The organism is Chitinimonas naiadis (assembly GCF_054780835.1).
In genome coordinates, this window is the sequence record NZ_BAAGVO010000005.1 from 280595 (window position 1) to 299208 (window position 18614).

The 18614-nt window shown below is 63.2% G+C and carries 15 protein-coding genes; 8 read left to right on the forward strand and 7 right to left on the reverse strand.

What is annotated here, in order from left to right; translation table 11 throughout:
• Positions 1-148: 148 nt before the first annotated feature.
• A complete protein-coding gene (locus tag ACYVHK_RS17235) occupies positions 149-997 on the reverse strand; it encodes a DUF3034 family protein (protein WP_460534609.1) in 849 nt (282 codons plus the stop codon).
• Positions 998-1086: 89 nt separating this feature from the next.
• On the opposite strand from ACYVHK_RS17235, the gene ACYVHK_RS17240 reads away from it, so the two are divergent.
• From ACYVHK_RS17240 to ACYVHK_RS17265, 6 genes are all read left to right on the forward strand, one after another.
• Positions 1087-1506, forward strand: coding sequence for a group I truncated hemoglobin (locus tag ACYVHK_RS17240; protein ID WP_460534611.1), 420 nt, complete (start codon positions 1087-1089; stop codon positions 1504-1506).
• Positions 1503-2111, forward strand: a complete 609-nt coding sequence (locus tag ACYVHK_RS17245; protein WP_460534613.1) for a hypothetical protein — start codon at positions 1503-1505, stop codon at positions 2109-2111. Before ACYVHK_RS17240 ends, ACYVHK_RS17245 begins: the two co-directional genes overlap by 4 nt.
• A 16-nt stretch (positions 2112-2127) precedes the next feature.
• Positions 2128-4467 carry a putative bifunctional diguanylate cyclase/phosphodiesterase gene (locus ACYVHK_RS17250; RefSeq protein WP_460534615.1) on the forward strand — a complete coding sequence of 780 codons (2340 nt, stop codon included), beginning with the start codon at positions 2128-2130 and terminating at the stop codon, positions 4465-4467.
• A gap of 112 nt (positions 4468-4579) precedes the next feature.
• Entirely contained in the window at positions 4580-5899 is a 1320-nt protein-coding gene (argA, locus tag ACYVHK_RS17255) for an N-acetylglutamate synthase (protein ID WP_460534617.1), read from the forward strand.
• A gap of 132 nt (positions 5900-6031) precedes the next feature.
• Positions 6032-6850: a phosphate/phosphite/phosphonate ABC transporter substrate-binding protein gene (locus ACYVHK_RS17260; RefSeq protein ID WP_460534619.1), complete on the forward strand. Its 819-nt coding sequence runs from the start codon at positions 6032-6034 to the stop codon at positions 6848-6850.
• Positions 6851-6855: 5 nt separating this feature from the next.
• A complete protein-coding gene (locus ACYVHK_RS17265) occupies positions 6856-9720 on the forward strand; it encodes an EAL domain-containing protein (RefSeq protein WP_460534621.1) in 2865 nt (954 codons plus the stop codon).
• A gap of 138 nt (positions 9721-9858) precedes the next feature.
• Here ACYVHK_RS17265 and ACYVHK_RS17270 read toward each other — a convergent pair whose 3' ends face one another.
• The 6 genes from ACYVHK_RS17270 to ACYVHK_RS17295 all read right to left on the reverse strand — a co-directional run bounded on the left by ACYVHK_RS17270 (position 9859) and on the right by ACYVHK_RS17295 (position 14947).
• Positions 9859-10044, reverse strand: coding sequence for a hypothetical protein (locus tag ACYVHK_RS17270; protein ID WP_460534623.1), 186 nt, complete (start codon positions 10042-10044; stop codon positions 9859-9861).
• A gap of 126 nt (positions 10045-10170) precedes the next feature.
• A complete protein-coding gene (murU, locus tag ACYVHK_RS17275) occupies positions 10171-10863 on the reverse strand; it encodes a nucleotidyltransferase family protein (protein WP_460534625.1) in 693 nt (230 codons plus the stop codon).
• 25 nt (positions 10864-10888) lie between these two features.
• Entirely contained in the window at positions 10889-11803 is a 915-nt protein-coding gene (locus ACYVHK_RS17280; protein WP_460534627.1) for a bestrophin family protein, read from the reverse strand.
• Between the two features lie 84 nt (positions 11804-11887).
• Positions 11888-12922, reverse strand: a complete 1035-nt coding sequence (gene ltaE, locus ACYVHK_RS17285; RefSeq protein WP_460534629.1) for a low-specificity L-threonine aldolase — start codon at positions 12920-12922, stop codon at positions 11888-11890.
• Between the two features lie 93 nt (positions 12923-13015).
• Positions 13016-13876: an EamA family transporter gene (locus ACYVHK_RS17290; RefSeq protein WP_460534631.1), complete on the reverse strand. Its 861-nt coding sequence runs from the start codon at positions 13874-13876 to the stop codon at positions 13016-13018.
• 45 nt (positions 13877-13921) lie between these two features.
• Positions 13922-14947, reverse strand: a complete 1026-nt coding sequence (locus ACYVHK_RS17295; RefSeq protein WP_460534633.1) for an aminoglycoside phosphotransferase family protein — start codon at positions 14945-14947, stop codon at positions 13922-13924.
• A gap of 195 nt (positions 14948-15142) precedes the next feature.
• Here ACYVHK_RS17295 and ACYVHK_RS17300 point away from each other — a divergent pair, with 195 nt between their 5' ends.
• On the forward strand, positions 15143-17263 hold the full coding sequence (locus tag ACYVHK_RS17300) for an LPS-assembly protein LptD (protein WP_460534635.1): 2121 nt from the start codon (positions 15143-15145) through the stop codon (positions 17261-17263).
• Entirely contained in the window at positions 17260-18558 is a 1299-nt protein-coding gene (locus ACYVHK_RS17305; RefSeq protein WP_460534637.1) for a peptidylprolyl isomerase family protein, read from the forward strand. Before ACYVHK_RS17300 ends, ACYVHK_RS17305 begins: the two co-directional genes overlap by 4 nt.
• The last annotated feature ends 56 nt before the right edge of the window (positions 18559-18614 follow it).

The following is an 18614-nucleotide window of genomic DNA, read 5'->3' on the forward strand; positions in this document are numbered from 1 at the left end:
GGTCGCCTTTTCTCTGCTTACTCTCTTTTGGCGAAGCAAAAGAGAGTAAGGCGGCCTGCGGGACGCACTCCCGCCCCAAACCGCACAAGGTGCGGATAACGCGGCGACAGCCGCTTACTCCCAGATACCTTCCCGAAACAAAGCCAGTCTAAAAATCGAGCTTGAGACTGACGTAAGGGCCGCGCTGGTTGTCCTTGTTGGCGATGTTGCCAAGGTCGGTATGGGCGATCGTGGCCGAGAAGGTGCGATTGGGCGCCCAGGCCAGGAACAGGTCGGCAAAGCGCTCTTCCTTGAATACCGACAGATTGTTGTTCTTCTGCCGGTATTCGACCCCCAGCACCAGCGCATCGGTCAGGAACAGGGCTGCGCTGCCCTCGAAGCGCAACTTGCGCTTGTCGGACTTGTCCCCACCGAAACCCAGGATGCCCAGCTGGTTGGCGCGGGTATAGCGCAGGGTACCGTTGAGCAGGGTGGTCCTGCCGTCGATGCCGTCGAGCCAGACGCGGGTTGCGGCCACATAGGGCTCGACATCGCTGTCATGCCGGGCGCCCAGCAGCTTGGGGACAAAGTCGAAGTCGCGATTCTTCTTGGCCATCAGGCCCACGGCCACCTGCGGCCAGGGATTGTCCTGGTCGAACACCGCATCACCGTAGACCTTCACCTTGATGCCCAGGATGTCCTGCCTGATTCGCTCGCCCGGCACCGTATCGCCCAGATTGAAGCGCTGCTGGGCAAAGGACAGCTCCACCCGATCGAACAGACCCACGGCGGCACCGGCTGATTCAAGCCGGTAACCCTGCGATTCAACCCGGGTATAGAAGGCATTGCCGGCCACTTCATCGCGGCTGGCATAGCTGCCGATCAAGGCCCAGGGTGCCAAACCGGCACCACCGGCGCCTTCCAGCTGGGTCATCCCGCCGGTGGCCGGTAGACGACCGCCGGCCGCGTGGCTGCCGACGACCAGCAGCGAGAGCACGATACAGGGTATGTAGCGCATGGGATTTCCTCCTGGTTCGATGATGCGTTTTCATGCAGTCTATACTTTGACGAAATACCTGCTGATTTGTACCTGAGGAGGAAATGATCATGCGTATTCGTCATGGTTTGCTTGCCCTGTTCACCTGCCTGGCCTTGCAAGTATCGGCAGATACCCTGTTTGACCGTCTGGGTGGCGTACAAGGTGTCAACGCCATCGCCGCCGAGACGCTCGATAGGAGCGCCAGCGATCCGGCCACCCAGCGCAGCTTCGACAAGGTCAACATGAAGCGGCTCAAGCAGTTGCTGGGCGAGCAGCTTTGCCAGCTGACTGGCGGTCCCTGCAAGTACAGCGGCGACACCATGAAGCAATCCCACGCTGGGCTCGGTATCACCGAGAGCGAGTTCTATGGCATGGTGGGGCACCTGCGGGAGATTCTGGACACCCGGGGGGTGACGCAAGCCGATAAGAATGCCCTACTGACCCTGTTGGCACCGATGAAACGTGACGTAGTGGACAAGAAACCATGAAGTTCTGGCTGCTGACCTTGCTGGCCTGGCCTGCGCTTGCCGCCAACCTGGAGGTGACCGTGCAGGACCCCGGTGGCCAGGCGCTGCTGGAAACTGTTGTGTATGCAGAGCCGGTAGGCGGCAAACTGACCAAGGGCAAGATGACCGGCGTGATTGACCAAGTCAACAAGGAGTTTACCCCGCTGGTCAACGTGGTCCAGGTTGGTACGGCGATCAGCTTCCCGAACAAGGACAACATCCGCCACAGCATCTATTCCTTCTCGCCGGCCAAGCGCTTTGAGCTGAAGCTTTACTCCGGCACACCCTCCAACCCCATCGTGTTCGACAAGGAAGGCCAGGTGGTACTGGGCTGCAATATCCACGACTGGATGGTGGCTTTCCTGCTGGTCGTCGATACCCCCTGGTTTGCCAAGACCGACGCCAAGGGCAAGGTAGTCCTGACCGATCTGCCCAATGGCGACTATGAGCTGAAGGTCTGGCATCCGTACCAGACAGCTGCCGCCGCGAGCCAGAAGGTCAAGATTGGCGCAGGCGCCGAGACCCGATTCAATTTCCGATTGAAACTTGCCCCTCCGCCTAGTCGTCAGAGTGGCAATGCCTATTAGCAACCTGCCAGGAAGAATGCGTACTCACAGCCTCGGCTTTCGCATCGTCGTCTCCTTCTCCAGCCTGCTGGCGCTGGTCCTGCTCATGACCTTCGTGCTGGTCAGCTTCAGCAACCTGCGTATCTCGCGGCAGGAGGCTGCTCAGGACCTGGAAACCGGCGAACGGGTGTTTCGCCGTCTGCTCGAACAACGTGGCGAGCAATTGACGCTAGGCGCCCAGGTACTGTCCAAGGATTTCGGCTTGCGCGATGCGATCGCCGCCGATGATGCCGATACCCTGCTGTCAGCACTGGAAAACCATGGCGCACGCATCCGCGCCGATCTGGTAATGCTGTCCAATCTGGACAACATCATACAGGCCGATACTGTCCGGCCCGAGCGGGCTGGCCAACCCTACCCGTTCAGGGCCCTGTTGACGCGTGCCAGCCAGCGTGGTGGTGCCAGTGGCATCGAGCGTATCGATGGTCGGCTTTACCAGCTGGTCACCGTGCCGGTCCGCAGTCCGGTCATCATCGCCTGGGTCACCATGGGGTTCGAGATCAACGATCGCACCGCGCAGGACTTGCGCGCCGTGTCCGGCTTGCAGGTTTCCTTTCTCGGCCACGGTGGCCAGGGCTGGCGTATCCAGGCCTCCACCTTGCCGCCGGAGCAACGGCAGGCATTGCCGGCCCTGCTGGACCGCCAACAGGCGACCGGCAGCCTGACGCTGGCCCAGGTGGCCTATGAAATCCGCCTGATCAAGCTTGGCGACAGCCCCGAGGGGCCGATCTATGTGCTGCTGGCCGGCTCACTGGCCGAGGTGATGGAGCCCTTCTACCAGTTGCAGGGGACCCTGATCGTGCTGGCCTTGATTGCACTGGCAGTCTGCCTGCTGGTCGGCTTTCGCATTGCCCGCCGCATTACCGGCCCGCTGCAAAACCTGGCTGTGGCGGCCGGGCAGATCAAGCAGGGACACTATATGCAGGACATTCTCACCGACGACAGGAGTGAGATCGGCGAGCTCGCGGACTCCCTCGGCCACATGCAGGTAGCCATTGCCGAACGGGAGGCGAGAATCAGCACGCTCGCCTTCCAGGATTCGCTCACCCTCTTGCCCAACCGGGTACGCTTCGGTCAGTTGCTGGATGAGGCCGTCGCCCGTGCCAAGCGCGATCACGGCAAGCTGACCCTGCTGCTGCTGGACCTGGATCGCTTCCAGCAGGTCAATGACACCCTTGGCCATCCGGCTGGGGACCGGCTGCTCGCCAAGGTGGGTGAGCGCCTGACGGAGTGTGTGCGCGAGGGCGATGTCGTCGCCCGCTTGTCCGGCGATGAGTTTGCCATCCTGTTGCCTGGGGTTGCCGTCGGCACAGCGATGCACAGCGTCGACCGGGTCCGTCGTTCGCTGGAGCGGCGGATGGAGCTGGATGGCCGACAACTGGATGTGCGGGCCGGCATTGGTGCATCCGGCTATCCGGAGCATGGCGACAACGGCATCGACCTGATCCGTTGTGCCGACATGGCCATGTATCGTGCCAAGAGCAGCGGCCAGCACCATCTGGTCTACGACCCCGGCATGCAGCGCTTCCGCGAGGAGCACTTGTCCTTGCTGGGTGAGTTGCAGCAAGCCGTCGATCACAATGAGCTGACCCTCTACTACCAACCCAAGGTCAGCCTCGCCGATGGGCGGGCCGACGAGGCCGAGGCGCTGGTGCGCTGGATCCATCCTACCCGCGGCTTTGTACCACCGAACGAGTTCATCCCCTTTGCCGAGCAGACCGGCTATATCCGCGAAGTGACCCGCTGGGTGCTAAGCAACGCGATACGCCAGGCCGGCGAATGGGCGCACGCCGGACAACCGGTCAAGGTATCGGTCAACCTCGCGACCCAGGACTTGCTGGACCCGGGATTGGCTGCCACGGTGGCCAGCCTGCTCGACCGGGCCAAGCTGGCGCCGGAGTGGTTGTGCCTGGAGATTACCGAGAGCGGCCTGATGGAGGACCCGAACCGGGCGCTCGATACCTTGAAGAAGCTGCGTGCCATGGGCCTGTCGCTGGCGATCGACGACTATGGCACCGGTTACTCCTCGCTGGCCTATATCCGCCGGCTACCGGTAACCGAACTGAAGATCGACCGCGCCTTCGTGCTGGAACTCACCCAGAACGAGGGCGATGCGCAGATCGTCCGCTCCACGATCGAACTCGGTCATCGGCTGGGCCTGAAAGTGGTGGCGGAGGGCGTGGAGGACCTGGCCACGGTCGACGTATTGCGGGAAATGGGCTGCGACCGCATCCAGGGTTATGTGTTTGGCAAACCGATGATGGCGCCGGCCTTCGTGGACTGGCGCAATGCCCGTGAGACAGTACCCGTGAAATAATCAGCAGCGACGCGGACAAACGCGGGATCAAGCAGGCTTTTTTTGCACGGGTCTGACGACAGTTTCTGCTAACCTTGCGCGGTTTCCCGACCCCGCCCGCGAGCACAACGCCATGCCCGACATAGGCTCCCCCGAATTCGTATTCTGGTTCCGCCAGGCTGCACCCTATATCCATGCTTTTCGTAACCGCACCTTCGTGGTGGCTTTCGGTGGCGACCTGATCCGTGACGGGGACTTCGGGCCCCTGGCCCACGACCTCAATACGCTGGTCAGCCTCGGCGTCAACCTGGTACTGGTACACGGCGCCCGCCCCCAGATCAATGACCGTCTGACCGAAGCTGGTCTGCCCTGCCGCTTCGAGCAGGGTATCCGCATCACCGACCGCGATTCCATCGTGCCGGTGCTGCAGGCCATCGGGCAGGTCCGCTTCGAGATTGAGGCCGGTCTCTCCATGGCCATGGCCAATTCGCCGATGGCCAACGCGGATATCCGCGTCGCCGGCGGCAACTTCGTCACCGCTCAGCCCATGGGCGTGCGCGACGGTGAGGACATGCAGTACAGCGGTGAAGTACGCAAGCTCGATGTGGCCGCCATGCGTGACCGGCTGGAGTTTGGTGAAACCATCCTGCTCTCGCCCGTGGGCTATTCGCCGACCGGCGAAGCGTTCAACCTGACCCTGGAAGACGTGGCGACATCGGCTGCGGTGGCCTTGCAGGCCGACAAGCTGATCTTCCTGCTGGACCAACCTGGCGTGATCGACGAGGACGGCATCCTGCTCAATGAGCTGACCGCCGCCGAAGCCGAGCAGTTCGTGCCGGCCGAGATCGGGGTGACCGACGATATCGACTTCTACCTTCCCTGCTGCATCCGGGCGGTGCGGCACGGCGTGGGCCGCGCCCACCTAATCTCGCGCCATATGGACGGCGGACTGCTGACCGAGTTGTTCACCCATGAGGGAATCGGCACCATGATCTCGCGCGAGTCGCTGGAAACCTTGCGGCGCGCGACGATCGACGATGTCGGCGGCATCCTGGCGCTGATCGAGCCCCTGGAAGAGCAGGGCGTGCTGGTCAAGCGCAGCCGTGAGCTGCTGGAACGTGAGATCGAACGCTTTGCGGTGCTGGAACATGACCGCAAGATCATCGGCTGCGTCTCGCTGCATACCTTCGAGGAAGGCGAAATCGCCGAACTGGCGGGCCTGGCGGTACATCCGGACTATCGTGACGGCGGCCGCGGCGAGCAATTGATGAAGCATGTGGAGCGCGAAGCACGCCGGCTCAAGATCAAGCAGTTGTTCGTGCTGACGACCCGTACTGCCCACTGGTTCATCGAGCGCGGCTTCAAGCCGGCCGACCTCGATGTGCTGCCGATGAAGAAGAAGACGCTCTATAACTGGCAGCGCCGCTCCAAGGTCTTCATCAAACCACTGTGATCGTTGCATGAAAGGCTGCCGGTAACTTTTCCCCAAGCAAGGGGGGCAGCCCATCTGCTAGGCTTAATGAACCGACGAGGTTACACGCCGCCTACCGGGCGGACGGACCCATAGACCGGGCGGAGATCAACGATGTGGCGGTGGTTGTACCTGCTTGCCTTCCTGGCAATCAGTCCCTTCCTGTGCGCGGAAAACCGGGACGTCCGTATCGGACTCGAGCCCTATTTCACCCCGCGCCTGCTGATCTCCGGCTTCCAGCCGCTGCAACTGGCCATGGAGAAAAGCCTGGGTCGGCCTGTCGTGCTGCTGACCGCGCCGGACTACCGACAGTTCGTACGCCGTATCGAGGCGAACGAGTTCGATATCGTGGTGATCGGCCCACACACGGCGCTCTACGCCGAGGAAACGGCGGGCTATGTCCCGGTATTGATCGGCCGCAGCAACTTGATCGGCCTGGTCGTGGTCCGACGTGAACAGGGTGCGCGGCAAGCGAACGAGCTCAACGAGGCCACCATTGCCATGCCGGACCCGCTGACCGCAACCGCCATGCTGGGTGAGGAGTGGCTGCGCAAGCAGGGCCTCAGAACTGCGCTGCGCTACTATGATTTCCATAACGCCGCTGCGATGGCGGTGATTCACGGCGACGCGCAGGCGGCCATCATCAACAAGACCGCCTTTGCCAACATGCCGGCCTACATCCGCGATGGACTGCGGGTGCTGGCCGAGACCCGGCCCTTGCCACATATGGTGGTCCTGATCAGCAAGGCGGCAGACCCGCAGCAGCGTAAAACCTACACCGACAGCCTGGCCGGGTTCGTGAACTCGCGCGAGCACGGCGAGAGCTTCGCCGGTCGTGTCGGCTTCGCCGGGGTCGATGCCATCAAGCCGGGAGAGCTCGCATCGGTCGCCCCCTTCGTCCTTGAATTGAAACGTCGTCTGAGAGCGGACTAAGCCCGATGCAGGTTCCTTTCTTCCGCACCTTGCGCGCCAGATTGGTGCTTTCCATCCTGGTGGTGCAGTTCGCCGTACTGGGTGTGCTGCTGTCCAGCGTCAGCCAGGTCTGGTCGGAAATGGTGCTGAAAGCCACCGATGTCCGGGTCCAGGAACTGGCCCGCCTGCTCAACGCCTCGCTCGCCCCCTCCATGGCCTCGCTGGACTATGCGCCCGCCGCCGAGCTGCTGAGTGGTGTCCGTACGCCGGAGGGCATCGATTATCTGGTGCTGTTCGACCGGCAGGGCAAGGTGGTGGCCAAGCAGGGCTGGGACGCCGGTGAGCAGGGTATAGGCCGCCCTCTGCCGCCGCCGGACGACTTGCGACTGCTGACCTCCAGCAAGGACATGCCGCCTATCGTGCACGTCAGTACCCCGATCGAAATGGCGGGCCAGCGCTACGGCTTGCTGCGCTTTGGTATTTCCACCGAGCTGTTGCGTGAATCGGCCGACCGGATCGTCTGGCAGATCGCCAGCGTGGTGATCACCGGTGCCGTGGTCTCGGCACTGTTGCTGGCCCTGATCGGCTTCTGGCTGACCCGCCGGCTCTACCAACTGATCGATGCGGCCGAGCAGCAGGCGTCGGCACCCGCGCCGGCACCGATACTGGTCGACGGTGACGATGAGGTCAGCCAGCTGGCGCATCGCTTCAACCAGATGTCGGCCGGCATCCAGGAGCGGCTGGAGGCCTTGAAGCAGAGCGAGGAGAAGTTCCTCGCCATTGCCGACTACACCTACGGGGTGGAGCTGTGGCTGGACCCTGAAGGCAAGCTGGTGTGGGTGAACGCGTCGGTTACCCGCCTGACCGGCTATACCGTGGCCGAATGCCATGAGATGCTGCACTTTCCGGTGCCGCTGGCGGTCCTGGAGGAACGCAACAAGCTCAGCGAGGCCCTGCACAAGGCGCTGACCGGTACCCAGGGGCAGGACTTCGAGTTCCGTGCCATGCGCCGCGATGGCAAGACCTTCTGGTCGGCGATGAGCTGGCAACCGATCTACGATGCGCAGGCCAACTACCTGGGTATCCGCGCCTCGATCTACGACAACAGCCAGTTCAAGGAAGACCGGCTGGCGCTCAAGCGTGCCGTGTTCGAACTGCAGCAATCGCAATCCTTGAACCAGACCTATTTGTCACGGGCGGAGGCCGAGCGGGCGCGCCTGACCGCGCTATTGTCCGCCATGCGCTTCGGGGTGCTGTTTGTCGACAACGACAACCTGGTGGTGTTCCACAACCCCGCGTTCAAGACGCTGTGGCTGATTGACGACGCGACCGTGATCATCGACAAGCCGATCGGGCAGGTATTACAGACCGCGCTGAACCGACCGGCCAACTACGACTTCACCAGCCACCTGGAAGCCAGCGACGCCATCACCACGCTGGACGTCTACCCCGGGGACCTGACCATGAACGATGGTCGTATCGTCACCCAGCACAGCTATACGGTACGCGACGAGACCGGCATCTTCACCGGCCGGCTGTGGGTCTACGAGGACGTGACCCAGGAGCATTTCCTCAATGAACGCATGGTGTTCCTGGCCGAGCGCGATGCGCTGACCGGCCTGCATAACCGGCACGCCTTCCAGGAACAGCTGGAGCGCATGTTGGCCGAGGCCGAGCGCAGCCAGGACGCGCTCGCGGTGCTGTACTTCGACCTTGACGAGTTCAAGTACGTCAATGACACCTTTGGCCACGGTGCCGGCGACGAGCTGCTCAAGCGGGTGGCACACGATATTTCCGGCCAGGTGCGCCGCAACGAGTTCTTCGCCCGTCTGGGCGGCGACGAGTTCGCCATGCTGGTCCCCAACTGCGATGAGGCCGAGGTCAGCCATCTGGCGGCGCGGGTGGTGAGTACGGTATCCAGCATCCAGCTCAATGTCGACAACCAGCCCTTGCGTCTCTCGTCCAGCCTGGGCATCGCCATGTATCCGTTGCACGCCGAGAGCGCTGAGGACCTGGTGGCGCATGCCGACACCGCCATGTACCAGGCCAAGAGCGCCGGCAAGGCGACCTGGCGCATGTACCAGGCCGAACGCGATGGCAGCCGCGAGATGGTCAACCGGCTGACCTGGAACGAACGCATCCAGCAGGCCTTGGAATGCGATGGCTTCGTCCTGTACTTCCAGGGCATCTACGAGGCCAAGACCCGCAAGGTCGCGCATCTGGAGGCGCTGGTGCGGATGAAGGACCCCAACAATCCGAGCCAGATCATTCCACCCGGGCATTTCATTCCGCACGCGGAAAAGAGCGGCCGTATCCTAGACATCGACCGTTGGGTGATCGGCCAGAGCATCCGACTGCTGGCCTCCAAGCCGCACATGCCGTCGGTGGCGGTGAACATCTCCGGCCGGAGCTTTGACGAGACCAGCCTGCCGAACTACATCAGCGACCTGCTGCGCGACTACCAGGTAGCGCCGGAAAGGCTGATGGTGGAGCTGACCGAGACGGCGGCCGTCAGCGATATGCGCGATGCCCAGCGTTTTATCGAAGCCTTGCGGGCGACCGGTTGTACGGTGTGTCTGGATGACTTTGGCGCCGGCTTCTCTTCCTTCGCCTATCTGAAGCACCTGAAGGCGCATGTGCTGAAGATAGACGGCCTGTTCATCCGCGACCTGCCCCGGGACCACGACAGCCAGGTCTTTGTGAAGGGCATGGCCGCCATTGCCCGCGATATGGGCAAACAGACGGTGGCGGAATTCGTGGAAGACGAAGAGACCTTGAAGATGCTGGTGGAGTTCGGCGTCGACATGGTGCAGGGCTATTACCTCGACAAGCCCATGCCGGACCATCCCGCCCTGTTTACCGTGCACGACGCAACGGCCCATCAGCACTGATCAGTCCCAACCCCTACTCGGCCAGGCGATATCCCGGCTGCGGGTTTCTGCTCATCCCCTGCCCTGAAAAGCAAACAAGCTGTTGCAGCATGGCTGCAACAGCTTGTCGACAGGGTGTGGGCAGATCGGGTACGGAGGTCAGGAGCCAGTGGCAGGCTGCTGAGCAACACGCTTGGTGGGATAGTTGATCCAGACGATCTGGCCGCCGCCGATCCTGGCGCCTTCGTTCACCTTGGTGATGTACTGTTGATCCAGTACGTATTCGGATTGGGTTGCACAGCCTGCAAGCAAGGCGAGGCAGGCGGTCAGGGCAAGCAGGCGCATGATGGTCTCCTGATAACACCGCAATATGGGTGCCATACAGCAGCTATAGGCGATACCCGATACTTTTGCGCCAGTTCGGCGACAGGCGGCCAGAACCCTGTGGCAAGCTGTTAACTACGCCCCGCCTCATGATCGCTTTTGCGCTCGGGCCTGGGCCAGACGTTCCACCGTGCCCACGTCCAGCCACGCCCCCTGGTACAGCTCACCATGGAGCCGCCCCTCGGACATTGCGGCCTGGAATAGCGGCAACAGGGCGCCGGGACGATCCGACGGCACGCCGGCAAAGAAGGCCGGCGTATAGACCGCCATGCCGGAGAAGGTGAGCGGTATCCAGCCCTCGGTACACGGCTGTACCAGGCCGGAGGGGTCAAGCGCGAGGTCGGCGCCGGTCTTGTAGTCGGGCTTGGGAACCATGATGAGATGGCCCGTGGGCAGTGGCGATTGCGCCAGCTTGGCCGCCAGCAAGGGCAGGTGCTCGAAAGGATAGTCGGTACAGATGTCGCCATTGATGACGGCGAAGGGCGCATCCCCCAGCAAGGGCAGCGCCTTGGCGATGCCGCCGGCGGTTTCCAGCGCCACGGCTTCTGCCGAGTAGCGGATCGTCACGCCGTAGTCGCTGCCATCCCCCAGCGCAGCCTCGATCTGCCCCCCCAACCAGGCATGGTTGACCACGACCTCGCGGATGCCGGCTTGCGCCAGCCGCCGCAGGTGCCAACCGATCAGGGGGGTGCCGGCCACGTCCAGCAGCGGCTTGGGTGTGTGGTCGGTCAGGGGTCGCATACGTTCGCCGCGGCCGGCGGCAAGGATCATGGCGCGCATGGGCGGCTCTCTCGTCGGATTACGTTCAGCGCAACAGGTAGTTCACGGCGGCGGGCGGCGCAGGCAGGTCCGTCTCGCCGCTCAGTTCGCGCAGATTGATTTCGATATTGGCGGCCAATGCATCGACCGGCAGATCGTTGGGCATGGTGCCGAAGGGTTCTTCGATTTCCTCGCCGATCGCTTCCAGCGCGAAGAAGGTGTAGGCCATGAAGCCGACCATGACCGGCGTCATGATGCCGATGCTGTCCACCAGGCCAAACGGTAGCAGGCAGCAGAACAGGTAGACGGTACGGTGCAGCATCACCGCATAGGTAAAGGGCAGCGGTGTGCCGGCGATGCGCTCGCACCCACCGACGGCTTCACCCAGCCCGTCGAGATGCCGCTCCAACGACGGCGCCAGCCACTCCGACAGCTGACCGTCGCGGCGCAGCTGGCGCAGTTCCTCACCGAGCATCAGCAGGATCTGGGTCGGGCGCGAAACGCTGCCCTTGAGCCGGGCCAGTTGTTCGGCGCTGAGCCAGCCGGCCAGGGCGTTGAGATCGGCCTGCTCGCGCAGTTGCAGGCGCAATGCATGCACGCAGGCGATGATCATGCGGATCAGGCGGTGGCTGTGCTCGGGCGGTAGGTCAGCCACGGTCAGCAGTTGTCGCGCCAGGGCGCGCGACTCCACCAGCATGGCGCCCCAGAGCTTGCGGGCTTCCCAGTAGCGGTCGTAGCTGGCGTTGTTGCGAAAGCCCAGGAAGATGGCGAGCGCGATACCGATCAGGGTAAAGGGTGTGGCGGTCAGTGTGACCTTGCGGTCGGCCAGTTCGCCGTGGCTCAGTACGACGGCGATGGAGAGGGCCATGACCAGCAGCAGCTGCGGCAGGATGCGCGGCAAGACCGACCCCCGCCAGACAAAGAGCAGGCGCAGCCAGTGGGGGCGGGGACGAACGATCATGGTGATTCAGTCGGGCTGAGGGAAGCGCCGAGATTATGCGCCAGCGGAGGCGGGCACGTACATGCCCGCTTCCGACTGGCGTGGTCAGTCGAAGAACTGTCGGGCGATCGCGAGGGCACCGTCCACGGCGGCTTCGTTCACGTCCAGATGGGTCACCCAGCGTTGCTGGGCGGTGCCGCTGATCAGCACGCCGTGGCGCGCCAGGTGGTCGGCAAAGCCCTGGGCGTGCGCTTCGGCGACCTCGATGAACACGATATTGGTCTGTGGTGTCTCCACCGTGATACCGGGCAGTTCGGCGAGGCCGCGGGCCAGCCTGGCGGCGTTGGCGTGGTCGTCCGAGAGACGGGCGACGTGGTGCTCCAGCGCATAGAGGCCGGCAGCCGCCAGCAGGCCGGCCTGGCGCATGCCGCCGCCGAGCATTTTGCGCCAGCGCTTGGCCTGGTTGATGAAATCCCGGGAACCCAGCAGCAGCGAACCGACCGGCGCACCCAGCCCCTTGGACAGACAGACCGATACCGAATCGAAACCACGGGCAATCTCGGCCAGTTCGACGCCGCGCTTGACCGCGGCATTGCACAGGCGGGCGCCATCCAGATGGGTCGCCAGCCCCTTGCCGTGCGCCCAAGCGGTCGCGCTGGCGACATAGTCGGCCGGCAGCACCTTGCCGCCGATGGTGTTCTCGAGGGCCAGCAGGCGGGTACGGGCGAAGTGGGCGTCGTCCGGCTTGACGGCCTTTTGCAGCTTGCTGAGCGGAATGGTGCCATCCGGCGCGTTTTCCAGCGGCTGCGGCTGGATGCTGCCGAGCACGGCAGCCCCACCGCCTTCGTACTTGTAGGTATGGGCGTCCTGGCCGACCAGGTACTCATCGCCGCGCTGGCAATGCGTCATCAGTCCGATCAGGTTGGTCTGGGTACCGGAGGGGGCGAACAGGCCCGCCTCGTAGCCCAGGCGTTCGGCCGCGACCGCTTGCAGGCGGTTGACGGTCGGGTCGTCACCCCAGACATCGTCACCGAGCTCGGCGGCCTGCATGGCTGCCAGCATCCCCGGCGTGGGCCGGGTGACGGTATCGGAACGGAAGTCATACAGGACGGGGCCGGTGTGGGCCTGGGGGTAGCTCATGGTGGGTTCCTTCAACTGGGGACAGGCGATAAACAGTGGGTGAGAAGCGCTGAAAAGTCCACTACGAACGCTGGCGATCAAGGACGGGTGGCGTCAACCCAGCGCCAGGCAGAGCACACCGGCCACGATGATCGCGGCTGCCAGCAGCCGGCGGTGCAGGTCGCCTTCATCCAGCAGGCGAGCGCCATACCAGGCGCCGACCATCATGGACAGCTCGCGCGCCGGGGCGACATGGCTGACCGGTGCCATCTGCATGGCAAACAGCACCAGGGTGTAACCCAGCGGGCCGAGCACGCTGACCCCCAACGCAGGCTGCCAGTAGCGGCGCCACTCCGGCAGCAGGGCCGGCCGGTCCGACAAGGCACGCGGCGTCAGCAGCAGCAGGCGCAGCAGGTTACCGGCATAGTCGATCAGGAAGGGCGACAGCAACAGTACCTTGACTGCCCGGCCATCCCAGACGGTGTACATGGCAATGAAAATGCCGGTCAGCACACCCCATAGCAGGCCCTTGCGATCTGCACCCGGCTTGAACAGCCGCGGGCCACCCGCCAGCAGAAATACGCCCAGTACGACCAGCAGAGCGCCGCCAGCGGCGACCCAGCCCGGCCGCTCACCCAGGACCAGCATGGCACCGAAGAAGGAGATCAGCGGGCCGGTGCCCCGCGCCATGGGGTAGACCACCGACAGGTCCCCCACCTTGTAGCCACGTTGCAGACTTAATGAATAGGCCGTATGTAGCAGGGCACTGCCGATCAGAGCGATGGCCTCCGGCCAGCCGATGTGCGGGCGCTCGACCCAGCAGACCAACACGATGACCGGGAACCACAGGAACACGGTGCCGGCCGAGTACAGCCAGACGAAATGGCGGCTGTCTGCGGCGCGCTTGGCCAGCAGGTTCCAGGATGCATGCGTGAAGGCGGCGATGACGACCAGAGCGAGGGCGGAGAGGGGCATTGCAGCCTAGCGTTAGGCCGGCCCGGCGGAAAACCGGGCCAGGGATCAGAAGGTATAGCCGACACCGGGCTGGAAATCGGTCAGCCGGTTGATGAGCTTGTACAGCGGGTGCAGCTCGGCGTAACGCACACAGGTTTCCCGCAGGTAGTGCAGGGCAATGGGCATGTCGGCCAGGTATTGCTGCTTGCCATCGCGGTGAGCAAGCCGGGCGAAGGTGCCCAGGGTGCGAATGTGGCGGAAGGCACCCATCCATTCGAAGTCGGCGTAGAAATCGTCGAAGCTGGCCGGTACCTGCAGGCCGGCGCTGCGGGCCGCCTCCCAGTAGCGTATGCACAGGTCGAGCCGGAAGGCTTCCGGCCATTGCACGTACATGTCCTTGAGCAGGCAGGCCAGGTCGTAGCCGATGGGGCCGGAGCGGGCATCCTGGAAATCGATGACGCCCATGCCTGCGTCGGTGCCGCCGGCCCCCTCGCGACTGTCAGCCACGATCAGGTTGCGGCAGTGGAAGTCGAAGTGGATCACCGTCCTGGCTTGCGACTGGGCGCGCGCAACCAGCAGGGCGCGGCTACGCTCCCACACCGCGAGATCGTCGCCCTGCAGCGGTCGGCCCAGGTGGCGGTCGGCATACCACTCGGTGAAACGGTTCAGGTCCTCGACCATGATCTCGGCACTGTAGGCCGGTACGGCGGTGACATCCACCTTGCTCTGCATACTGACCAGGCTCTGGATCGCCCAGCGGTACAGCCATTCGGCGCCGGCTTCGTCGGTAGCGGCAAGCGCCGTCTGCAGGTCGATATCACCGAGGTCTTCCAGCAGCAGGAAGCCCTGCTCGATATCCTGTGCCAGCACCAGCGGCACCCGGATGGCCGGGCGCAATAGGGCGGCCATCCGGACAAAGGGGCGGCAGTCGTTATGGGCCGGCGGTGCGTCCATCGCGATGCGACGGCTACCGTCGGCCAGCGTGAGGCGGAAGTAGCGACGCTGGCTGGCATCCCCGATCGGGGCGGAGAGCGCATACTCGCCATCGAGTTGCTGGTGTAGCCAATTGCGCAGTGAGTCGATTCGTTCCATGGCCAGGTATTCCATTGATTAATTGAGGATTGCCGGGACGCCGGGGCGTTATCCGACGCGCTTCTTACCGTCAGGATTGCATCGTCACCACGATCTGGCGATGCGAAAGCGTGACAAGCCGGTGATCGCCCGTTTGTGCGTAACCCGAAAGTATGCGATTTTAGCGCACTTCGTTTTATCCCCCTTCCCGCGCCGATGCCGCGTTTTGCCCCATTACCTTTCGCTCTTGCCGTTTGCTATGCCCTGACCGCTCATGCGGAAGAGGCAGCAGGCCCCGCAACCCTGCTCGCCGATACCGTGGAAGGTACCAACGGCAAGGAGATCGTTGCCCGCGGCAATGTGCAGATCGACCAGGACGGCCGTCGCATCCAGGCGGACTGGATGAAGCTGTTTCAGGAAACGACCGAGATCCGCGCGGGCGACAAGACACGCATCACCCAGGACAAGGACGTGATCGAGGGGGGGGAGCTGTACCTGAAGAATGACACCCGCACCGGTGAGCTCGCGACCCCCAAGTACCAGCTGGGTGAGCGGCAGGGCCGCGGCGACGCCGTCAAGCTGCTGTTCGAAGGCCCCAGCAAGTACCGCTTCGAGGCAGCACGCTTCACTACCTGTAGCGTGGGGCAGGATGACTGGTTCATCCGTGCCAAGGATCTGGAGCTCGACTACACCCGCAATATTGGCGTAGCGCATAACAGCACCATCGAATTCAAGGGTATTCCCTTCCTCTATTCGCCTTACCTGGACTTCACGCTGGATGGTTCGCGCAAGTCGGGCTTCCTGGCGCCGTCCTTCGGCTCCAGTTCGGGCGGTTTGGAGCTGACGATACCCTACTACTGGAATATCGCGCCGAATATGGACGCGACCATTGCGCCGCGCATCATGTCCAAGCGCGGTGTGATGCTGAGTAACGAGTTCCGTTACCTTGGAGAGAGCTACAGCGGGCAGCTGTCGGCCGAGACCATCAGCAAGGACCGCATGTTCGGCGGCAGCCGGGCGGCCTACAACTACCAGCATCGCCAGGATTTTGCGCCGGGCTGGCATGGCGAGATGAACCTGCAGAAGGTAACCGACGATCGTTACTTCGCCGACTTTGGCGACCGGATCTCGGTGGCCTCGCAGACCTTTCTGCCGCGCGAAGGCTTTATCAGCTACGCCCAGCCGGGCATGCAGGCCGTAGCACGTTTCCAGCGCTACCAGACCCTACAGGATCCGACCAACCCCGTGGCCATCCCCTATGCACGGATGCCGCAGCTGACGTTCAATTACCAGCCCAGCCTGCCGTCGCCTTATCGGCTCGACTTGCAGAGCGAGGCGGTGTCATTCCGTCATCCGACCCAGCTCAATGGCGAGCGGGCCGTGCTTTACCCGAGTTTCAGCCTGCCGCTCGAACAGGCCTGGGGTTTCGTCACGCCTAAGGTCGGCGCCCACCTGACGCGCTACAACCTGGCCGACGGCCGCACGCTGAACCGTGACCTGCCCATCTTCAGCCTGGATTCCGGTTTGTTCTTTGACCGTGAAGGCAGCTTCATGGGCAATGATGTGGTGCAATCGCTGGAACCGCGCCTGTACTACCTGCGTATTCCCTACCGCGATCAGTCGGCCTTCCCGAACTTTGATTCCGGCCTTGCCGACTTCAATTTCGCGCAGATGTTCGGTGAGAACCAGTACACCGGAAGTGACCGCATCAACGATGCCAACCAATTGACCATGGCCATCACCTCGCGCCTGTTCGAGGCTGATACCGGTATCGAGCGAGCACGCGTGGCGATCGGCCAGCGTTTCTATTTCAGCCCGCAGCGCGTGACGCTGAACGAAGCGGCCCGCAATCAGGACGTAAACTCTTCTGACCTGATCGCGACCGTGGGTGGGCAGCCTTATGACAACTGGTGGGTCGATGCGTCGATCCAGACCGACAGCAACGGCGGCAAGACCAACAAGTCTTCGCTCAACCTGCGCTACCAGCCGGAATCCGGCAAGCTGCTGAACCTGCGCTACCGGCTCGACCGCCTGACCAATATCAAGCAGGTCGACGTATCCGGGCAGTGGCCTATCGCCCGCAACTGGAACTTGGTCGCCCGCCAGAACTGGTCCATCCAGGATCGTCGCTCTTTGGAGCGGCTGGTCGGGCTCGAATACAATGGTGGCTGCTGGGTGTTCCGCATGGTTACCCAACGCTTCGTCACCTCCGGCAACCAGACCAGCAGTCCTTTCTTTGTGCAGCTTGAGCTGAACGATGTGGGGCGGATCGGTTCCAATCCGCTGCAAACGCTCAAAGACAGCATTCCCGGTTACACCAAGTTGAACACACCATGACCTCTTTTACCCCCCGCATCGTCGCCACGCTCATGGCGCTGAGCACGCTAGTCCCTGCCGTTGCCGCTGAACCCGTGACGCTGGATCGCATCGTCGCCGTGGTCAACAAGTCCGTCGTGACCGAAAACGAGCTCAATACCCGTATCCAGTCGGTCAAGGCCAATATGGCCCGGCAGAAGGTCGCCATGCCGCCGGAAGACGTGTTGCGCCGCCAGGTGCTGGACCGCTTGGTCAGCGAGCGGGTGCTGCTCGATTATGCCGGGGACACCGGCCTGCGTATCGACGATCGCCAGCTCGACCAGACGGTGGAGCGGATCGCCGAGCAGAACAAGCTGACGGTCCCGCAGTTCAAGCTGGCACTGGAGCGTGAGGGCACCAGCTACAGTGGTTTCCGCGACCAAATCCGCCAGGACATGCTGATCCAGCGCCTGCGCGAGCGCGAAGTCGACAGCCGCGTGTTTGTGACCGATGCCGAGATCGACCAGTACCTTGCCGCCAACAAGGACCAGGACCGGGCCGAGAAGGAATACCGACTGGCGCATATCCTGATCGCCATACCGGAAGGTGCCGGCCAGGACGTGGTGGCCGCCAAGCAGAAGCGGGTGGAAGAAGCCGCACGCCAACTGGCGGCCGGCAAGCCGTTCGCCGAAGTGGCGGCCAGCTTCTCCGAAGCCGGTGACGCGTTGCAGGGCGGTGAGCTGGGCTGGCGTTCCGCCGGTCGTCTGCCACCGGTGTTCCTCGATGCCATCGACAAGCTGTCCAATGGCGGCGTGACGCCGATCTTGCGCAGCCCCGCCGGTTTTCACCTGATCAAGCTGGCTGAAAAGCGCCAGCGCGATGGCAAGGAGATCATCAAGCAGACCCATGCCCGCCATATCCTGATCAAGGTCAACGAGCTTAACTCTGATAGCGATGCCAAGGCCCGGATCGACGATCTGCGTAATCGTATTCTCAAGGGCGAAAAGTTCGAGGAGCTGGCCAAGCTGCACTCCGAAGACGGTTCGGCCCAGAAGGGCGGCGATCTGGACTGGATCTCCCCGGGCGATACCGTGCCGGAATTCGAAACTGCCATGAACGCGCTGAACCCTGGCGATCTGTCTGAAGCGGTCCGCAGCCCGTTTGGCTGGCATTTGATCCAGGTGATCGAGCGTCGCGAGCAGGATGTGACCAAGGATAAAGAACGCACCCGCGTGCGGATGGAATTGCGTGATCGCAAGGCAGACGAGCAGTATGAAGACTGGATCCGCCAGCAGCGCGATACCGCCTTCGTGGAACTGCGCCTGGACGATAAGTAAGACGGTGGTGGCATTAGCTGCCCTGTCCGCCGCCGACCATGGGCCTGCCAGCTGGC